Below are 18,762 nucleotides of genomic sequence, written 5' to 3'. Positions count from 1 at the left end.
TTACATAGCTGATAGCACATTGTCATAATTTAATTCGACTGGCTGTACATATTGAAGGATCAACTCCTGTATACAGAGAGGATAATGGCAGTTTATACTGAAGAATTATGTTTTCGGGTATATATGGAGGATAGGGGTATGATCGTACATATTGGTAGATGACCTCAGGTATAGAGATAGCGTGTAATGGCTGGTTATTAGTAAGTTGATGGAGGGCTATTATCAGTGAGAAAAAAAAATAAAAAATAAATAAGGGTAATAACTACTTGTGTTGTCTTAGTATAAAGTAGATTGTTTAATCAAATGGTAGATTTGGCCAATGTCGGAAAATAAAGAAAAGAATTTCGAGCAGCTTTTTCGAGCGCATTACAAGGAATTACATCGTTATGCTTTTAGATACTTGGGGGATAGTGATGGTGCTGAGGAAGTCGTACAGCAAGTATTTCTGAGGTTATGGGAGAAAGATTGGGAAGCGCAGATTCATACTTCGCTGAAAGCTTACCTCTATCGTGCTATCTATAATGAGAGTATGAATGTCCTCAAAAGGGAACAGCGTAAGCTTAAATATCAGTCATATGAACAGCATCGACAGGAATGGGAGCCTGCAGTGGATGAAAGCAGTAAGGACCTCGATAAAAAACTAAGGGTGGCCTTGGCTGAACTGCCCGAAAAAAGCAGGACGGTGTTTGAGCTGAGCCGCTTTCAGGAGATGAAATACAAGGATATTGCAACAACATTGGATCTTTCGATAAAAACAGTCGAAGGGCATATGAGCAAGGCCTTGCGTCATCTGCGGGTTGAGCTTATGGATTATTTAACATTGATTATTTTCTATCTTATCTATATGCTATGAATAAGGAACTACTTGAAAGATATATCGTTGGGGAAACTAACGAAGCAGAGAATAATTTGGTACAGCGCTGGTTGGAGGAAGACCCTGACAATAAAGCGGAATACCTAAAAGTGAAAAATGTATTTCTATCTTATCTATATGCTATGAATAAGGAATTGCTAGAAAGACATATGGTCGGGGAAACGAATGAAGCTGAGCGTATGATCGTAGAGGAATGGTTAGAAAAAGACGCTAATAATAGGGAGGCATATTTGCAAATGAAAAAGTTATGGGATAGCTTGCCTAAACCCCTGGAGGTTCCAGAAGTGGATGTAGATAAGGCTTGGATGGATTTTAAAGTTGTTAGGGACAGGAGAGCATCTGAACTTGATGAAATCCCCAAAAGGAAAACAAACCTGATCCAATGGAATTGGTGGGCTGCGGCGAGCATCTTGTTGGTCTGCATGGTGGGATTCTATGTATTTGACCGTTCACAGCGAAAAGAAATGCATCTTGCTAGCCAGGAGGCAGTACTTCAAAATTCATTACCCGACGGGTCTATGGTGACACTCAACAAAAATACGGAGTTAGCTTACTCAAGCACCTGGAGCAATAAAAACAGAAATGTGGAATTGAAAAAAGGAGAGGTGTTTTTTCAGGTACAAAAAGATAAAAAGCATCCTTTTGTGATCACGACAGGTAATACGAATATAACAGTACTAGGGACAAGTTTTAATGTGCGTCGCATTTCCAATGCAACGGAGGTCATCGTTGCCACGGGGTTGGTTAAAGTGGCCTATGCAGATAAAGAGATTTTCCTGCGACCAGATCAGATGCTGACGATCAGAGATGCAGATACTGCAACAGTGCAAAAAAAGCCTGTCCAGGATAAATTCTATAAATACTATGTAGACAGTAAGTTTAATTTTGTGAATACACCCTTGAAGGATGTCGCTGAGCTGCTTACCCGTGCGTATGACTATAAAGTTATTATAGATGATCCCAGCCTTCAACAAATACCGTATACAGCCGAATTTGAAAGAAATAGCCTGACCGAAATACTCAAGGTGATGGCAAAGAGCCTGGACTTAAAGGTCGAGGTTCAGGGCAAAGAAATTCACTTAACAAATAATCAAAAGCGATAACATGTTTTCGAAGCAAAATTGTACAGATAGCATCATGATACTATTTTTTATAAAGCGAATCAGATTTTATATCCTATTCTCTCTGCTATGCTCCTTTCATTGGGGGCTAGCGCAGCAAAAGCTCGCTACTGAAATTCAAATGCCTGCTTTCTCTAAAGCAACGGTTGGCGAAGTCTTTCAGCTACTAAAGGAACGGCAAGATGTATTGTTTTCCTTCAATGGAAATATCTTGCAGATGGATAGTGTCATTTACCCCAGGGCTTATAAGGGAAATTTATATGATTATCTCGATGGGATTTTGGGTAAGGAGTATAGCTTTAAAGAATTAGGAAAACATATCATTGTTCAATATACGCCGCAACGGATGTCGGTTGATTTTGAGGTACAGACGCCAAGGAAAGACAAGGTTGTGATCACAGGGTATATCAAAAATATCCGAACCAATAATCCGATATCCAATGCCAGTATTTTTGACCGAAGTGCTTTATTATCTACATTAACAGACAAAAATGGTTATTTTGAATTGGATGTCAAGAAAAAAAGTAATCTGATCGCAGTGAATGTGAGTAAAGAGATGTTTCGGGATACCAGTGTAATGGTTATTTTTCCTATTGAAGCAAAAATAGGAGATAAAAAGAAACGGCAATACGGTTATTTCGAAGGCTATGAAGAAGATCATGGCCTTTATAAGTCTTTTTTTGGCCGGATATTCCTGTCTCCTGCCCAACAGATACAGAGCATGAATCTGGGTGGTATGTTTCTGTACAGTCCCTATCAAATATCTATGACACCGGGACTAAGTTCACACGGCTTTATTCGGTCACAGATTGTCAATAAGTTTTCATTAAATATTATCGGCGGTGCAACCGCTGGAGTGAAGGGCGTTGAGCTCGGGGGGGTATTCAATATCAACCAATATAATATGCAGGGATTTCAGGTGGCAGGGGTATTTAATACTGTCGGCGGTAATGTAGGTGGAGTACAGTTAGCGGGGGTAGGCAATCGGGTTTTTGGAACCGTTAAAGGTGTTCAGATTGGCGGGGTATTGAATAAGGCTGATACGGTACTGGGTGTACAGATCGCTGGTGTTGCTAATACCGCAAAGGAAGCTGCCGGAACAACCCAATTAGCCGGTGTATTAAACAACAGCAGCGGAGATGTGGGCATCCAAATAGCAGGTATTGCCAATAAAGCAAAAAAAGTAAAGGGATTTCAGCTCGCAGGAATAGTTAATATTGCTGATAGTAGTGATTACCCGATCGGTCTGTTAAATCTAATCAAAAACGGAGAAAAAAATCTGTCGTTGGCCATAGACGAGGATAGCTATCTTTCGTTGCAGTTTCGTTCCGGAGGCCGGGTACTCTATAGTGTCTTATCTATAGGTGCGGCTCTTGGTAACGATAGTCCTGCGAAATATGCCTTTGAAGCGGGATTGGGTGCTGTACTGTTGAATAAGTCCAAGTTTGCACTCCGTACGGAAATTACCACACGTAATCATTTAACGGACAATTTTAAATTGCTGGACAATCACCAATCTTCTTTTCGTGTGATTCCTTCGTATAAGTTGACTGATGCCTTGTCTATATTTGTAGCTCCCAGTTTCAATTATGCTGAGCGGGATGAAGATGCTGTATCAGGCGGTGGTACTCAATGGAAAGCTTGGGGAAGAGACCGTACGAGAAACACATTCTATGGTGGTGGAACAGCGGGGTTAATGTTAAAATTATAAAACTAAAACTATTTGGGTTGTACAGCTGTTATATAAGTAGCTTTTAAACATTTAACATTTTAAATAAACGCCCTTTGTTATTTCGACAAAGGGCGTTTATGTTTTAATTGGTCTATAGACCAATTTATTTAGTAAGGTTCGAAATATAGGGTTTAATTATGCAACAACTGTAGCAGTCTTCAACACATTCCGATAAGGATAGGAATGGAAAACATGTCTACGTGCAAATCGTCCCAAAGAATCGGCATTGACAAATTTTACATAGTCATTTCGTTGGACGCCAAAGTATTCATATTGACTGCCATCGTGAAAGGTGATCGTCAATATCTGGGCTTTCCAATCAATATCTTGAATACCTGAATTCGTGATTGTCTCTGTATAGATCGGTAATTGTTGTTCAATTGTCTCGGGGCAGATGCTTACCAAAAAATGATAAGCTTCAATCATTTCTACACTCTTTTGTTCAGCAGCCAAACGACCTTCTTCGTCATTGACAAATTTATCCGGATGACATTCTTTCATGATCGTCCGGTAAGTGGATTTTAGGGTTTTGAGATCCACTGATTTATCCACATTTAACAACTTACGGTAGTCGGCAATTTTTTTCATGGCGGCAAAGATATGCTTAATAATCAGATTATTTGCATTATCCTAGAAATAAGATTATTTTTTACCTAAGGTTTTTACATAGAGCTGTTCAACCTTCTCACGGGCCCAGGGTGTTTTTCGCAGAAAAGTTAGCGAGGATTTAACACTCGGATTTTCATTGAAACACCGGATGGATATCCTTTGTCCCAGTTCTTCCCATCCGTAATATTCCACTAAATACTCGATGATTGTATCCAACCGTTTTCCGTGTAATGGATTATTGACTTGTTCTTGCATGTTGTTAAGTTAGAAATCTTTATATACTTTATAATAACTTTTTATTGTGTTGTTATACCATTAAGCTTAATCCAATGGTATTTTAACTAAGAGTTCTTGAGCTGTTCTGCAAGCAAATCAAGCTGTTGATCGAGCTTTTCATCCCAGATATTTCCTACTGCGTCAAGTTTTCCTTTCACGCCCTGAATAAGAAGATTCCTTTCGGGATCAAGTTGAGCACCAAGTCCCTGCATAATACGTTGTAGCTCGGCATGGCCCGTTTCGCCCTGTGCTGATGCGGTAATAATACTGACGGGTTTTTCTGTAAAAATGGTCGTTGCTGCACACCATTCGAGTAGATTTTTCAATCCGCTTGGGACACTAAAAATGTACTCTGGACTGCTGATCAATACCAGATCTGCATCCTGAATGACCTGACGCAAAGCGATGATTTCGATTGGCGGACGGGATGTACTTTCCTCAGGGTCGAAATGTGGCAGCTCCTTCAGACGGTCAAAGAGAATAAGATTGACCTCGGGGTTTACCTTATGTTGGAGATGACGTACGAGCTGATGATTGGATGAATGTTCGCTTGCACTGCCTATTATCGCGAAAATGGTTTTCATTGAATATATTTACTTGCTGGGACTAAAGACCCTGATTTTTTAATCTATTAATTTGCCGACACTTCCATGTCAATTTTACGATGTAAGATTTTGAAGCGACTAATTTACGATTATAGATCCATACGGTTGACATAGTTTTTTGCCTGAAGGTAATTTTTCCGCTCCAGAAAAAATAACAGTACAGTGGGGTACAGCGTGAAAATATGGCTACTATCGAACCTGTTTTTATGTCCCGACAATAGGACCTCACAGATAATCATGACCAAAACAAATAGAAATAGATTGAGTATAATAATTGCTTTTAAATCTCTTTTTCGCGCAAATTGATACCGAATGAAACTGGGATAATCGATCGTCATAAAGGCAAGTTGCGCGAGTAGGAAGGTAATTATTCCGACAAGAAAAAAGACACCCTGGTTAGTATAGGATTGAGTGATTAGCGATTCTAAAGTGATGAAATCTGCGCGGAAATAGAAAAAACAGACGATACCAAGCAAGATAAAAAGTGAAAACTTATAACCTCTTTTTTCCATTTGGATCAGATTGGTTAATCTATTCAGCGTATCAAACAATTTGCAGATGATGGCAGTGATGACCAAACATACAATACTGTTAATCTGAAAAGTGCCAAAAAGGCCAATGATATCATCCTTTGCGTCTGTCTGTAAATAAGCTCTTCTAATAATAAGAAAGAGACAAAAAATAAGGTTATAAATAGTCGCGTAAAAAGAGACACGTTGTAACATTAGAAATTTTCGATCTTTCTTGTGTTGCTCAGCCTGTATTTCTGCTGCTTCGTCAATAGAAATAGCCTTGTGTTGTAAATTGAGTTGCTGCTGTGGGCTATCAGGTCCTACACTGGGAGGATTTGAATGAACGATCTGGATTTCAGCTATACCTGATACCCGCTCAGAATTGGTTGGTTTCTCAGGATAGGCAATAGGTTCATCAATTTTGCTGTCAACGATTTCGGGCTCTAATACTTCTTCATTTTCTGGGTGAAATTTTTGTGGTGTCAAATAGTGAATAGACTTTCGGAGCAAAAAGATAATAATCGCGATCCAGGCCAATGCAAAGACAGTAATAAATACCCATTTCATCATCAATAAGCGGATACATAGGTAAAGTATTGGCGTGATTAAGTAGGCCAAAATTCCTTTTGGACGCATTTTTCGATTATCTTTAATCCACCGCAATACATAGTAGTTCAGTACAATACAGATAAATAGGACAATAATAATTTCAGACCACATACAAATAACTATACCTAAAGATAAAAACTTTTTCCTTTTACGGATTAAGTTTATACTTTTGGAAACAGGGACGTAAAATAGCTTGAATACAGATTATATGCTTTGTTATGAGAAATAAAATGGGGTACCGCCTGTTGTGGGAGCGTATTCGTACGGGGGACGAGGCGGCATTTTTTGATCTGTATGGGGCGCTTTATCAAGAACTTGTTAATTTTGGAATTCGTACCTGTGGGGATACGGACTTAGCAAGTGAAGCGACGGATCAGGTTTTTGTCAAGATCTGGGAAAAAAGAACGCAGCTTGAACGTGTTGAAAATGTACAGTCCTACCTTATTACCTTTCTAAAAAGACGTATTCTACGCCTGATCGAAAAGCAACATAAAATTAATACTGCACTTCAGAATGTAAAAGCGGAAGATGAATGGATTGAGATGCCTTATGAAGAGTTTGTGATCAAAGTGCAAACCAATGAGATTATTCAGATCCGGTTGAAGGCAGCACTGGAGAAGTTGTCTTTTCGTCAAAAACAATTGGTCAATCTAAAATTTTTTGAAGGTTATTCGTACGAAAAGATCTCTGAAATCACGCAGATGTCGGTAAAAACAGCGTATAATACACTCTACGATGCACTAAAAATATTGCGGGAGGAGCTGAAGGACATTTAATGATAATACCGACAACCGGTGTTGTAAGCGAATGATAGCGTATCGTTGCGCATTATACCTCATTTTTCGTGTTGTTTTTTAAAATAAAAACCCTGAATATCAATATTTTATAAAATAGTTTGTTTTTTTCTTAGGAAAAAGATCTCTTCTTGGGCACTATAGGGTAAATACCCATTAGAATGAGCCAAAAAGATTATAAACAGTTAGAAGATTTTTTGATTGACGATACTTTTCAAAAGTACTGTTCTGGAGAAGATAAAAACTGTGTCCTTTACTGGCAACAATACTGCTTAAATCATCCAGAGCAGGCCGAAATGATCCTAAAAGCAAAACGTCTTTACCAAATTTTGGTCGGAAACCGAAAATCTATCCATGAACAGATGGAGAGATTGAAGACTGATCTCCAAAATACACCAATTGAATCTGCACCTATCCGCCAGATTACCTGGCAAAAGTGGGGTGCTATTGCTGCAGTATTTGTTGCTTTGGTTGCAGGTGGATTATGGTACTATTCACGTCCGACGAAGGATATTGATCCACAGACGATAACAAACGTTGGTCAGGTGTATCAGACAAAGAAAGGTGAAAAAAAGACCTTTGAGTTAATTGATGGCAGTACTGTTACCCTCAACTCAGCGAGTAAATTGGAGCTGTCTTCGGATTTTAATGGTGAATTGCGCTTGGTACGGTTGGTCGGTGAAGGTTATTTTCAGGTGGTAAAGAATAAAGAAAAGCCATTTATGGTGCAGGCTTCTGATTTTGATATCAAAGTTTTAGGAACGACCTTCAATGTGAAAAGTTATCCCGACGAGCCAACGGCCGAAGCTGTATTGGTGGAGGGGTCTATTGAGATGAAAAGCAAAGGACAGCGCGAGAATTCCGTTGTCATTAAGCCAAATCAAAAAATTACGATATTTAAAAACCAAGCTGAGCTTACGGTAAGTGCAAGTAAAGGAAATAAACCAAGCCTAAGTAAGTTGCCTATTAAGGAAATTGCAATCGAAAATATCCCTGTAGTGGAGTCAAATACGACCGAAATACCAGATATCGCATGGAAAGAAAATAGATTGGAAATCGTGGACCAAGATTTCGAGTCTTTACGAAGAACCCTGGAACGCTGGTATGATGTGGATATTCAGCTTCAAAGTGAAGAATTGAAAAGTTATCGCTTCACGGCAACCTTTAGCAAAGAAAACATTACTCAGGTACTGAGTGCTTTACAAAAAGTCGAACCATTTAAATTTGAACTATATGGGAAAAAAATAACTATCTCAGAAAAATAAAAAGGATGGTGGACCAACACCATCCTTCATTGAAAAAATGATTAACCAAAAGCAGCAACATTGGGGCGTGCTGCTTAATATTAATTTTAACCAACACTAAAATATGATTAAAAATTGCTTATTGCAAATGCGCAATGGATATATTGTGCATTTTAGATTCATTATCCGGATGAAACTAGCCTTAATTATGACTACGTGTGCTGTAATCAATGTTTCAGCATCTGTATTTTCCCAACAAAAAGTGTCCTTGGATGTTCAAAAAACAAAACTGAGCAAGGTACTTAAACTGATCGAAGAGCAAAGTGATTATTATTTTGTCTATAATTCGACAAACGAGAATTTAAATAAAGAAGTGTCTGTCAATGTCAATAATACGAAGGTATTGGACGTGTTGGCGAAGCTTTTCAATAAAAGTGGACTGGCTTATTCAGTATCCAAAGAAGGACTTGTTGTGGTCAGTCAACAACAACAAGTTGTCGTTTCGGGTACGGTAACAGACGATAAAGGGAATCCGTTAGCGGGAGCCAGTGTACGTGTTAAAGGTACTGCTGTAGGGCGGGCGACCGATATTAATGGACGGTTTTCCATCGACGCCGCTACCGGCAATACGTTGATCGTTTCTTTCGCGGGCTATGCATCGCAGGAAGCGGCTGTAACTAAAGATGGCGATATGAAAATCATCTTAATCGAAGACAACCGCATGTTAAACGAGGTGGTGGTGACAGCATTGGGTATGAAAAAAGAAAAACGCTCTTTGGGGTATTCGGTGACACAGGTCGCAGGAGAATCTTTGACTACAGCACGTGAAAATAACGTCATGAATTCACTTGTCGGAAAAGTAGCAGGTTTGGATATTAGTTCAACTTCTGGTGGTGCGGGAGCAGCTTCGAATGTAACTATACGCGGTGTTTCCAGTCTGAATCAAACAAATCAACCCTTATATGTGATTAATGGAATACCTATGGAGAGTAAGCCGGTAGGTATAGGTAATGCGAATACTAAAGGAAACGCTGGCAGTCAGTGGGACAATGCCCCAGATTTAGGTGATGCAATCAGCAATATCAATCCTGACGACATCGAAAGTATTTCGGTATTAAAAGGAGCTGCGGCTTCAGCATTATATGGTTCGCGGGCAAAAGCAGGTGTTATTTTGATTACAACAAAATCTGGGAAGGGGAATTCGATAGATTTTAATAGCAATTTCGTAGGGGAACAAATTATAGATAATACCAACTGGCAAACTGTATATGGCCAGGGTGCTAATGGCGAGAAGCCAAATACTCAAGCGGGTGCCGCTCAGGTTGGTGGTTCCAGTTGGGGTGCGAAGTTGGATGGTACACCAGTTGTGCAATTTGATGGAAAGGAAAGACCATATTCGTTACAGGAGGGAAATCTTAAGAGGTTTTATAGAACAGGTTCTACATGGACAAATACTTTGGCATTGAACAAATCTTTTGAGGGTGGTTCAATCCGTCTATCAGGAACAGACGTAAATAATAGATCTGTTGTACCTAATTCGGGTCTTAAGAGGCAGTCTTTCAATTTGGTCGGATTGTTTGAGCCACTTAAAGGTTTGACTGTTGACGCTCGTTATAATATGATTTTAGAACAGGTGAAAAACCGTCCGATGGTATCTGATGGTGCTGGAAATGCCAATTATAACGCGATGTTTTTACCGACAAGTATTAATATCAACGATTTAAAGCCATGGAAAGGTGCTGATGGCAATGAGATTCTTTATAACGCAGGTAATGTTTATGCAACTAACCCTTGGTTTGCTGCAAATGAATTTGTCAACAATACCAATAGGGATCGCTCTATCGCTTCCGTAACTGCAAAATACACAATGAATAATGGCCTGTTTTTTCAGGGACGCGTGGGACGGGACGGATATTCCGATCACTATAAGAATGTAGTTCCCTCAGGTGCGGGATATTACCCAAGTGGAAAGATTGCGGAGCAAGAAACAAAATTTGCGGATGTCAATACAGATATATTGATTGGTAAGTCTTTTGTACTAGGAGATTATACATTGACCCCCAATATTGGAGCGAGTTACAGAAATACGAAAATCAAACAGACCACGAATTTAGGTACGGATTTCGCCATATTTGGTGTGTATAATATATTAAACGCAAAGAATAAGTCTGTTGGTTATCTTGAAAGTGAATCGGAAACACAATCCACTTATGGTACATTGGAATTTGCCTATAAAGATGTCGCTTATTTGACCGGAAGTTTACGATCAGATTGGTTTTCTACTTTAGCAACACCCGGATTTGACAATAAATTGAATTCTGTGTATCCGGCTGTTTCGGGTTCATTTATCTTTTCAGAATATTTAAAACCATCCTGGTTGAGTTATGGAAAGTTGAGGGCCGGTTTTGCGCAAGTGGGACAAGCCACAGATCCATATCAAACCTTGTTAACTTATAATTTTAGGAGCGAAACGCTGAACGGACAACCATTGGGAACAATTTCAAATGCAAACATTCCCAATTCTTCCTTAAAAGCTTCAACAGCAACAGAGTTGGAAATTGGAACTGAATTACGCCTCTTCAATGACCGCGTGAATTTAGATCTTACCTGGTATAACAAAAAGTCGAAAAATGAAATTTCGTTTATAACGACACCATCTTCAAGTGGTTACACCGGTGCTGTGTTAAATGCAGGTGAAATGCAAAATAAGGGGTTTGAGGCATTAATTTCAGCAACAATTCTCAAATCAGAAAACTTTAAATGGATTTCTTCATTGAACGGTTCATATAATGATAATAAAGTATTGTCTTTGGCCGAGGGAATGGATGAGCAATCTGTTGCAACTTCACGCTCAGGAGTAGGCTATTTAATGAATCGGGTTGGGATGCCTGCTTTCCAAATTATGGCATTTGACTATAAATACGACGATAATGGCAATATTGTTAAGGCGGATGATGGCTCTCCTGTACGTGGTGATTTAAAACCTTATGGTTCCGCAATGAACAAATGGTTTGCGGGCTGGAACAATGAATTCAATTATAAACGCTTCAATTTTTCTTTTTTGATTGATGGAAAATGGGGTGGAAAGCTGTTTTCAGGAACGGATTATTACGGATATATTGCTGGATTACATCAAGAAACAGTAGCAGATCGCGAAAGTTTGGGCCGTACAGCAGCAACCCACTATACCAATACTGCAAACAATGTATCGAAGATATTTGTCAACAATGCTGATTTTGTTAAGCTACGTCAAATTGTTGTGGGATATACTTTCCCATCCAATTTATTTAATAACAAGATTAAGGCGATAACAGTTAGTGCTGTAGCACGAAATCTTTGGATAATTATGAAAAAGACAAACAATATTGACCCTGAATCAAGTTACAATGCTACTTTTCCAGGTTTGGAACTCGGTGGTGTTCCTGCTGTACGTACGTATGGTGTTAATTTAAGTATTAAATTTTAATTGCAAATAATCATGAAAAGATATATAAAACCAGCATTTGTTAGCTTGGTTACAGTGGCTTCACTAATTGTAAGTAGCTGTACAAAAGATTTTGAAAAAATAAATACAGACCCAATTTCTTATAGCAAGGATAATTGGGATCCTAATTATACATTTAGTTCTGCTCAATTGTTTTATACAGGAAGTTTTGATTTTGCCTATGATACTTGGCGTGGAAATTTAATCTATTCGGCTACAATGATGCAGGGTTTGTCTACTGTAGTAAGTTATTGGGCAGGAGATAAATATATGTTAAACGAAAGTTATACGGCAGCTTATTGGGGCAATGGAACTGTCGGCGCCTATATTGAGCAGGTTAGAAATATCGTTGACGTTGTAGAGTTTACAAAAGATAAACCAAAATATGCAAATCTTCATCATGTCGCAAGAATTTGGAAGGCGTTGATATTTGCCCGTTTAACAGATCTATATGGTGATGTTCCTTATTCTGAGGCAGGTGTGGGATTTTACAATAAAATCTATAAACCAAAATACGATAAACAACAAGACATCTACAACGATCTATTGAAGGAAATTGAAACGGCTACTGCAGCCTTAAAAGATGATGGTGATAAAATAACCGGAGATGTTATCTACAAGGGCGATATTGCGAAATGGCGGAAATTTGGGAATTCACTTTTGCTCCGGACAGCAATGCGCTTAGTGAAAATAGATGAAGCCAAAGCCAAAGAATATGCCCAAAAGGCAATTGGGAAGACGATGACCAACAATGCGGATAATGCCTTTATCTTGCATGATGTGTCTGGTTCCCGTGTTACCCAGAACCGAAATAGCCAAGTACTCCTCGGCGATGGTGGACAGGAAAACTATTATGTAAAATGGTCCAAGACTTTTATTGATTATTTAAAATCAAATAATGATCCACGATTGAGAAAGGTTGCGGTGACTCAACTATACTTGTCTGAGAAAAGCAAAGATCAAAATGCTGGGTTTATAACTGATCCAGCAAAACAAAAAGGTATGCCTAATGGTAAGGATCTTGGATCCAATCCATTGTATAATATCAACGGAGATCCGAGCTATACTACTTTTCCAGATTATTCATCTCCTAATCCCAATATGGTTAAACGAACAGGTGCTACATTTATTTTAACCTACGGTGAGTCCGAGTTACTTCTGGCTGAGGCTGCACAAAGATGGGGAATAGGGGGGAGTGCTAGTGATCATTACAACAAAGGGGTTAAAGGTAGTATAACTTTCCTCGATCAATATGATAGTTCAATGGCAATCAGTGAAGCGGATGCAGACGCTTATTTGAAGGCACATCCATTTAATGTTGCGGAGGGGTTGAAGCAAATAAACACACAGTATTGGGCACATACGATTACCATGCTTGATTTTTATGAAACTTGGAGTAACTGGCGTAGAACAGGCTTCCCAGTGCTAATTCCTGTAAATTATCCAGGGAATGCAACTTCTGCCACTATTCCACGTCGCTTTCCTTATCCTGCAAATGAAGCGGCTATCAATGGAGAAAACTATAAGGCAGCCTCTTCAGCAGTACCTGGAGGCGATAATCTCGCTGGTCGCGTTTGGTGGGACAAATAATCACAATGGTTTGTTTTTTATGAGGCTGAACTTTCGTAGTTTGGCCTCTTTAAACCCTTTATAAAATACTATGAACCTAAAAAATCAAATTTTACTAATCGTGGTCTTGCCATGTATTGCTCTTTCCTGTAATAACGCAGTTGATAAAACGAAGGAAAATGAGACCACAAAAAACAAAACATTGACCGGAACGTACAGACTCTTAGAGGCTAAGACTATCAAAGGGAAAGATACGGTGACTGCTTTCACTGATACAAGCAAAACCGAAATGTTTAAAATGTTCAACGAGGATCATTTTTCATTTTTCAATCATGATAAAGAAAAGGGGAAAGGAAAGGAACCTCATTTTATTGCGGGAGGCGGAACTTATTCTTTTGATGGTAAAAAATATCAGGAGCGATTGCAATACTGTAGTCTACGCGATTGGGAAAGTAAGAACTTTGATTTTGAATTGGAATTTAAAGGGGATACGCTTATCCAACACGGGGAAGAGAATTTGCCTGAACTGGGGGTAAAACATACGATTATTGAAACTTATCTGAAAGTGAAATAAAAGCGCTCTTATTGAAGAGTACAAAACTTCATTAAGTATATTTTGTTAATGCAAGCACCCACGGTATTTTCCATGGGTGTTTTTTTGTGGATTTAAAACCTAAAAAAAATAGATTTATTGCTGCTCACAAATAGCATGTTATTTATTTTAGAAAAAAAATAAAATTAAATTGCAACATTTTCCAGAACGATCCGACTATACAATAGAAACATAGGAATTAAGTGTATTAAATAGTAAACGTGCAAAACCAACTTAGCGATAAAGATTTATTAGCGATGTGCCAATCAGGTAACGAGTCGGGCTTTGCACAGCTCTATCATCGTTATGCGAAGAAGATTTTTAACTCGATCTATCGGATTTTGTCAAATCAGGAGGAAAGTGAGGATGTTTTGCAGGAGACTTTTGTGGAGTTTTTCTCAAAATCGGATAAGTGGCAAGCGGTACTTAGTGTTGAAGCCTGGTTGAGACGGATGGGAGTGAATAAGGCTATTTCTCTTTTACGGAAAAATAAGCAGTATTATACGCCGATTGATGATCTGGAAATCCAAGATGAAGGCGAAGATGAACTATTGGAAAAGGAATGGCGAGAATGTCGGCTGACTGATTTGGAATCAGTCATTGATCAGCTGACCGGGATACCCAAGATGGTGATCAATCTGTATCTTTTTGAAGATATGAGCCACGATGAAGTCGCCGAATCTTTGGGAATGACAGCGGTAGCGGTGCGGAGTCAATACCATCGCGCCAAAAAGAAAATTTACGAACAATTGAAGGAGAGGTATAATTATGCGGGATAATTTGAAGGATTTTGTGAACGCCAATCGGGATGCATTTGACCGTAAAGAACCGTCAGTGGATTTATGGAATAAAATCAGACCACAGGTTGTTCCTCCGGTACAGGAAAAGAAGATTAAACCTTTGTGGCGATGGGCAAGTATTGCGGCAGCTATATTATTGGTCGGATCTGCGGCTTTTGTCATCTTCAATCAGGAGAAAAAGGATGATCAAATGGGCAGAGTAGCAGATTTGAAATCTGTCCCTGTTCAAAAAGAGCCAGTGGACATCCTGCGCCCATCTCAACAAGAGGTAGCAGTAGAAGCTGGTCAGAAGGAACCGATACGGTCAATACAGACGATGACAAGTACGCAAAAAATACATCGTGAAGTTAACAGGATGGCACAAAAGGTTACTGTAGATAAGAAAGAAGGGCTTGAAAAAGATTATATGCAAATGCTTCAGGACTCTGTTTGGGCAAGTACACGATTAGCAGCCGTACTCGCACTCCAAAAACAAGGAAATCTGAAAGAGGATGCAACACAAGCATTAGAGAAAATAGCCGTTTCGGATGAGAGCAGTAATGTACGTATGGCAGCGATTGAGACCCTACTGGACGGAATGACACCAGAAGTTAGGCAACAAAAGGTTCAGGACTTTTTTGTCGCACAGAATGATCCTACATTACAGGTTGAGCTGATGCAGATGATTGCACAAAGAGATGAACAGGAAATAAAAAATAGTACTAAGGATAAGCTGAACGCGATTGTAGAGGATCCCTTTACATTGAAATTTGTGAAAGAACAAGCTTATGCGGTACTGTTGCACCAATAGAACAAATAATATATACGATGAAGCTGTAGAGACGTGCTAAGCTAATGGAATAAACCTCCAGGCTTCATCACCTTAATAAAAACAAATGGAGCTTGTGAGCTCATGAATACCATTGAAAAAATAGACTAGACAGTAATAATTATGAAGATGAAACCATTATGATTTATCAATCACACAAGGGAGAATAAATCTGATAGCCTCATTACAATTGAAAAAAAAATTATACAGATGAAAAAGATAAGAATAATGATTATGGGAATGGTACTGCTCTTTGCTAATGCATTGCAGGCCCAAATAAAGGAGAATGCTGAACGCGCCGTTCCGCCAAAGGCACCTAAACCTCCTAAGACAATGAGAATGCCTTATGGTGACAGTGAGAAGAGGGTCTGGAAAGAAATTAAAGTCCCTAATGTAGGTGAGAAGCTCTTGCTGAAATTTGACAATGTCTCTATCGAGGGCTATAATGGAAAAGATGTTGTGATTACAGCTAAGGTGGAGGAGCAGGAAGAGAATGACCGGGCGAAAGGCCTGCGTGTGGTCAATGGCTCTGGGCTGTCCGATAATTCGGGTATGGGAATGCACATTCAAAATATCGCTGGTGTTACGGAAATTAGTATGATCGGTATGCCACTAGAGGATTCTGTGCATGTTCGGGTTCCTTTTGATCTATCGATTAGTGTGAGAGGTGGTCGTGGTGGGCTCTTTAATGGTGGTGGTATTGAAATAAAAGATATTAGAGCTGAGGTTGAGGTCGCTAGTACAATGGGGGATGTAAAGGTAATCAATGTCACTGGACCGCTCAATGTGAAAGTCGCCCAAGGCGATGTGGTCGCTAAATTTGTACAGCCAGTCAAAGGGCCTATCTCGCTCATCGCGGCAATGGGCGCGGTGGATGTGGCCTTCCCTGTAAAATTCGGCGCTAACGTAGATATGAAGACCTCCATGGGTAATATCTATGCCGCAGATGAATTTCAGTTTGAAAAGCCTGTCGAAGAACCTAAAAATTCTTACATTATGTCAAATACTGTGAAAGGGAAAATGAATGGTGGCGGACAGGATGTGATCTTGAAAACCTCCATGGGAGATATCTATATCAGAACCCAAAAATAGTATGTGAAGTCCTGAAATAGGCGGATAATTTCCTGATTGACAAAAAAACCTTAAATACTTAGTCAGTATTTAAGGTTTTTTTGTGCGTTTTCTGTTCTACGTGAAGCCTTAAAATGGGGTGGCTATTTTTTGGGTTCCATACGAACTAGATATTGATCATGTTCATCTTCATATAGAATCTGAACAACCCAGCCTAGTTCATGGGCTATTTTGATCAGCTTATCCTGGTCTAGATAAAGCCATTTGAAAGGATTTCCTTTTTGTCCTTTATATTCGTATTGATATTGGATCTCCCCAAAATAATGGCTGGGTTTTTTGATGTTATAATCTTCGTAGAGATAACCGATATCGGATGAATCAAAAATAAGCTGCCCCCTATCGGTCAGGAGCTCTTTACTATGCTGCAACAGCTTTTTAAAACCGTCAATGTCGCCAGCGATACCAACACCATTCATCAGAAACAAAAGTGTATCGTACTTTTGTCCACTGAATTCATAGAAATCTTGGCATATGATATATTGTACACCACGTTGTTGCATGATATGACAAGCTGTTTGCGATATTTCTAGGGCATCGACCTCAAATCCCTTTTCTTGTAAATATAAACTGTGGCTACCTACCCCAGCACCCACATCCAATACCCGGCCATCACAGAGCGATAATCCGATGAACTCCAGTTCTGGAAAATCTTCGGAATCCCTAAAGAAAACTTCTACAGGCATTTCGTCTTGGTCGCCATAGCTTGTATGGAGGACTAATGGAAATTTTTCTTCTTGATGGATAAAGTAATCATCCAGGGCCTCACCATATACGTCTCTATACATTGTCATTATTAATCATTAGTACTTTTTTTGCGATGTAGATGGACTCTTCGTCGCCAGTGTGTTTCATTGGTTCATCCGATAGTTTGATGACTGGGGTCCATTGATCATCTTCTGGAAGGGCATCAGTCATTTTGATGACAATGTTCATCGGCTTAAGTCCTACATCATTGGTGAAATTGGTCCCGACACCAAAGGAGTGCAATATTTTACCTTCGCAGTAACTTGCAATTCTTTCCACCTTCTCATAATCAAGGCCATCGGAAAATATAATTGTCTTTGACAATGGATCGATACCGTTTTTCTTGTAGTGTATAATAACCTTGTCTGTAAACTCTAGCGGATCACCACTGTCGTGACGTACTCCGTCAAATAATTTGGTAAGCTTTTTATCAAATTGCTGAAAGAAAACTTCTGTCGTATAGGTGTCAGACAGCGCAATTCCAAGATCACCCCGATAAACATCCGACCAGTGTTCCAATCCCAGGAGGTTGGCCATCTTGTAGCCATATTTAGCGGCATGAAACATAAACCATTCATGTGCATGGGTACCGATCGGTTTGGTTTCATATTTCATTGCCAGGTGAACATTACTGGTTCCGATAAAGGTTTTTTCGCCGTATTGTTTTAACGTACGGACAACCAAGTCATGGACTTCATAGGAGTGGCGTCTACGGGTACCAAAATCGGCAATGGTGATATGCAGTTTTTTATATTTTTCGATTTTATCCTTGGCCGTTGCAATAACCTCCTCATCTGATGCGCGAACCAAACCTTGCGATTCATAGAAAAGCTCACAGATCAGCGACATCAGCGGTACCTCCCAAAGAATCGTTCGATACCAGTATCCTTCAATAACAACTTCGAGATCGGGGCCATCCTGCGTGATTTTTATTTCATCTGGATCATAGCGATAACCTTGTAAAAAATCAAAATAAGTCGGATCAATGTAGGGGCAAGTTCTAGCAAAAAAAGCTTTTTCAGCTTTTGTAAGTCGTAGGTCTGCCATTTCGTTTACGGCTTCCTTTAAAAGAGTGTCAAATCCTTCTGGAAACTTATGATGCCCCCGGTTGATAAAGTGATAGCGTGCTTTTGCCTTTGGAAATAGCTTGACTACCGCATTCTGCATCGTGAATTTGTAAAAGTCGTTATCTAATATAGAGGTGAATGAAGCCATCTTTATTAATCTGATTTTTGTTTGAAGCTGTAAATTTACTAAT

The 18,762-nt window shown here is 39.3% G+C and carries 17 protein-coding genes; 11 read left to right on the top strand and 6 right to left on the bottom strand.

Features of this window, described 5'->3' with window-relative positions:
• Positions 1-319 precede the first annotated feature (319 nt).
• From LC454_RS22560 to LC454_RS22550, 3 genes are read left to right on the top strand one after another with little or no spacing between them, the layout of a single operon-like run.
• Positions 320-853 carry an RNA polymerase sigma-70 factor gene (locus tag LC454_RS22560; protein ID WP_223584705.1) on the top strand — a complete coding sequence of 178 codons (534 nt, stop codon included), beginning with the start codon at positions 320-322 and terminating at the stop codon, positions 851-853.
• Entirely contained in the window at positions 850-1,977 is a 1,128-nt protein-coding gene (locus LC454_RS22555; protein ID WP_223584704.1) for a FecR family protein, read from the top strand. Before LC454_RS22560 ends, LC454_RS22555 begins: the two co-directional genes overlap by 4 nt.
• Positions 1,978-2,011: 34 nt before the next feature.
• Positions 2,012-3,706, top strand: coding sequence for a carboxypeptidase-like regulatory domain-containing protein (locus LC454_RS22550; RefSeq protein ID WP_223584703.1), 1,695 nt, complete (start codon positions 2,012-2,014; stop codon positions 3,704-3,706).
• Between the two features lie 156 nt (positions 3,707-3,862).
• Here LC454_RS22550 and LC454_RS22545 read toward each other — a convergent pair whose 3' ends face one another.
• The 4 genes from LC454_RS22545 to LC454_RS22530 all read right to left on the bottom strand — a co-directional run bounded on the left by LC454_RS22545 (position 3,863) and on the right by LC454_RS22530 (position 6,449).
• A complete protein-coding gene (locus tag LC454_RS22545) occupies positions 3,863-4,315 on the bottom strand; it encodes a KTSC domain-containing protein (RefSeq protein WP_120259893.1) in 453 nt (150 codons plus the stop codon).
• A 54-nt stretch (positions 4,316-4,369) separates the two neighbouring features.
• Positions 4,370-4,591, bottom strand: coding sequence for a VF530 family DNA-binding protein (locus tag LC454_RS22540; RefSeq protein ID WP_223584702.1), 222 nt, complete (start codon positions 4,589-4,591; stop codon positions 4,370-4,372).
• A gap of 86 nt (positions 4,592-4,677) precedes the next feature.
• Positions 4,678-5,196 (bottom strand): NADPH-dependent FMN reductase, encoded by a 519-nt coding sequence (locus tag LC454_RS22535; protein WP_223584701.1) that lies wholly within the window; start codon positions 5,194-5,196, stop codon positions 4,678-4,680.
• A gap of 110 nt (positions 5,197-5,306) precedes the next feature.
• Entirely contained in the window at positions 5,307-6,449 is a 1,143-nt protein-coding gene (locus LC454_RS22530; protein WP_223584700.1) for a hypothetical protein, read from the bottom strand.
• Positions 6,450-6,556: 107 nt separating this feature from the next.
• Between LC454_RS22530 and LC454_RS22525 the strand changes: the two genes are divergently transcribed.
• The 8 genes from LC454_RS22525 (at position 6,557) to LC454_RS22490 (ending at position 16,721) form a co-directional block, all read left to right on the top strand.
• Positions 6,557-7,114: an RNA polymerase sigma factor gene (locus LC454_RS22525; RefSeq protein WP_223584699.1), complete on the top strand. Its 558-nt coding sequence runs from the start codon at positions 6,557-6,559 to the stop codon at positions 7,112-7,114.
• Positions 7,115-7,293: 179 nt separating this feature from the next.
• Positions 7,294-8,397, top strand: coding sequence for a FecR family protein (locus LC454_RS22520; RefSeq protein ID WP_223584698.1), 1,104 nt, complete (start codon positions 7,294-7,296; stop codon positions 8,395-8,397).
• Between the two features lie 103 nt (positions 8,398-8,500).
• Positions 8,501-11,842: a SusC/RagA family TonB-linked outer membrane protein gene (locus LC454_RS22515; RefSeq protein ID WP_223584697.1), complete on the top strand. Its 3,342-nt coding sequence runs from the start codon at positions 8,501-8,503 to the stop codon at positions 11,840-11,842.
• 12 nt (positions 11,843-11,854) lie between these two features.
• Entirely contained in the window at positions 11,855-13,450 is a 1,596-nt protein-coding gene (locus LC454_RS22510) for a SusD/RagB family nutrient-binding outer membrane lipoprotein (RefSeq protein ID WP_223584696.1), read from the top strand.
• Positions 13,451-13,520: 70 nt separating this feature from the next.
• Positions 13,521-14,003, top strand: a complete 483-nt coding sequence (locus tag LC454_RS22505) for a hypothetical protein (protein WP_223584695.1) — start codon at positions 13,521-13,523, stop codon at positions 14,001-14,003.
• Between the two features lie 239 nt (positions 14,004-14,242).
• Positions 14,243-14,800: an RNA polymerase sigma factor gene (locus LC454_RS22500; protein ID WP_147420431.1), complete on the top strand. Its 558-nt coding sequence runs from the start codon at positions 14,243-14,245 to the stop codon at positions 14,798-14,800.
• Positions 14,790-15,611, top strand: a complete 822-nt coding sequence (locus LC454_RS22495; protein WP_223584694.1) for a HEAT repeat domain-containing protein — start codon at positions 14,790-14,792, stop codon at positions 15,609-15,611. The genes LC454_RS22500 and LC454_RS22495 overlap by 11 nt, the downstream gene beginning before the upstream one ends.
• Before the next feature lie 228 nt (positions 15,612-15,839).
• Positions 15,840-16,721 (top strand): DUF4097 family beta strand repeat-containing protein, encoded by an 882-nt coding sequence (locus tag LC454_RS22490; RefSeq protein WP_223584693.1) that lies wholly within the window; start codon positions 15,840-15,842, stop codon positions 16,719-16,721.
• Positions 16,722-16,843: 122 nt separating this feature from the next.
• On the opposite strand, the gene LC454_RS22485 is transcribed toward LC454_RS22490, so the two are convergent.
• On the bottom strand, positions 16,844-17,545 hold the full coding sequence (locus tag LC454_RS22485; RefSeq protein ID WP_223584692.1) for a class I SAM-dependent methyltransferase: 702 nt from the start codon (positions 17,543-17,545) through the stop codon (positions 16,844-16,846).
• Positions 17,538-18,719 (bottom strand): nicotinate phosphoribosyltransferase, encoded by a 1,182-nt coding sequence (gene pncB / locus LC454_RS22480; RefSeq protein ID WP_223584691.1) that lies wholly within the window; start codon positions 18,717-18,719, stop codon positions 17,538-17,540. Before pncB ends, LC454_RS22485 begins: the two co-directional genes overlap by 8 nt.
• Between the last annotated feature and the right edge of the window lie 43 nt (positions 18,720-18,762).

This window comes from Sphingobacterium sp. GVS05A (assembly GCF_019969845.1).
Taxonomy (GTDB): Bacteria; Bacteroidota; Bacteroidia; order Sphingobacteriales; family Sphingobacteriaceae; genus Sphingobacterium.
The sequence above is the reverse complement of the archived record's forward strand: the minus strand, read 5'-3'. Positions and strand labels throughout refer to the sequence as shown.

Bases quoted from the DNA above. Each gene is read 5' to 3' on its own strand.
- LC454_RS22560 (WP_223584705.1), top strand. From the start codon at position 320: ATGTCGGAAAATAAAGAAAAGAATTTCGAGCAGCTTTTTCGAGCGCAT.
- LC454_RS22555 (WP_223584704.1), top strand. From the start codon at position 850: ATGAATAAGGAACTACTTGAAAGATATATCGTTGGGGAAACTAACGAA.
- LC454_RS22550 (WP_223584703.1), top strand. From the start codon at position 2,012: ATGATACTATTTTTTATAAAGCGAATCAGATTTTATATCCTATTCTCT.
- LC454_RS22545 (WP_120259893.1), bottom strand. From the start codon at position 4,315: ATGAAAAAAATTGCCGACTACCGTAAGTTGTTAAATGTGGATAAATCA.
- LC454_RS22540 (WP_223584702.1), bottom strand. From the start codon at position 4,591: ATGCAAGAACAAGTCAATAATCCATTACACGGAAAACGGTTGGATACA.
- LC454_RS22535 (WP_223584701.1), bottom strand. From the start codon at position 5,196: ATGAAAACCATTTTCGCGATAATAGGCAGTGCAAGCGAACATTCATCC.
- LC454_RS22530 (WP_223584700.1), bottom strand. From the start codon at position 6,449: ATGTGGTCTGAAATTATTATTGTCCTATTTATCTGTATTGTACTGAAC.
- LC454_RS22525 (WP_223584699.1), top strand. From the start codon at position 6,557: ATGAGAAATAAAATGGGGTACCGCCTGTTGTGGGAGCGTATTCGTACG.
- LC454_RS22520 (WP_223584698.1), top strand. From the start codon at position 7,294: ATGAGCCAAAAAGATTATAAACAGTTAGAAGATTTTTTGATTGACGAT.
- LC454_RS22515 (WP_223584697.1), top strand. From the start codon at position 8,501: ATGATTAAAAATTGCTTATTGCAAATGCGCAATGGATATATTGTGCAT.
- LC454_RS22510 (WP_223584696.1), top strand. From the start codon at position 11,855: ATGAAAAGATATATAAAACCAGCATTTGTTAGCTTGGTTACAGTGGCT.
- LC454_RS22505 (WP_223584695.1), top strand. From the start codon at position 13,521: ATGAACCTAAAAAATCAAATTTTACTAATCGTGGTCTTGCCATGTATT.
- LC454_RS22495 (WP_223584694.1), top strand. From the start codon at position 14,790: ATGCGGGATAATTTGAAGGATTTTGTGAACGCCAATCGGGATGCATTT.
- LC454_RS22490 (WP_223584693.1), top strand. From the start codon at position 15,840: ATGAAAAAGATAAGAATAATGATTATGGGAATGGTACTGCTCTTTGCT.
- LC454_RS22485 (WP_223584692.1), bottom strand. From the start codon at position 17,545: ATGTATAGAGACGTATATGGTGAGGCCCTGGATGATTACTTTATCCAT.
- pncB (WP_223584691.1), bottom strand. From the start codon at position 18,719: ATGGCTTCATTCACCTCTATATTAGATAACGACTTTTACAAATTCACG.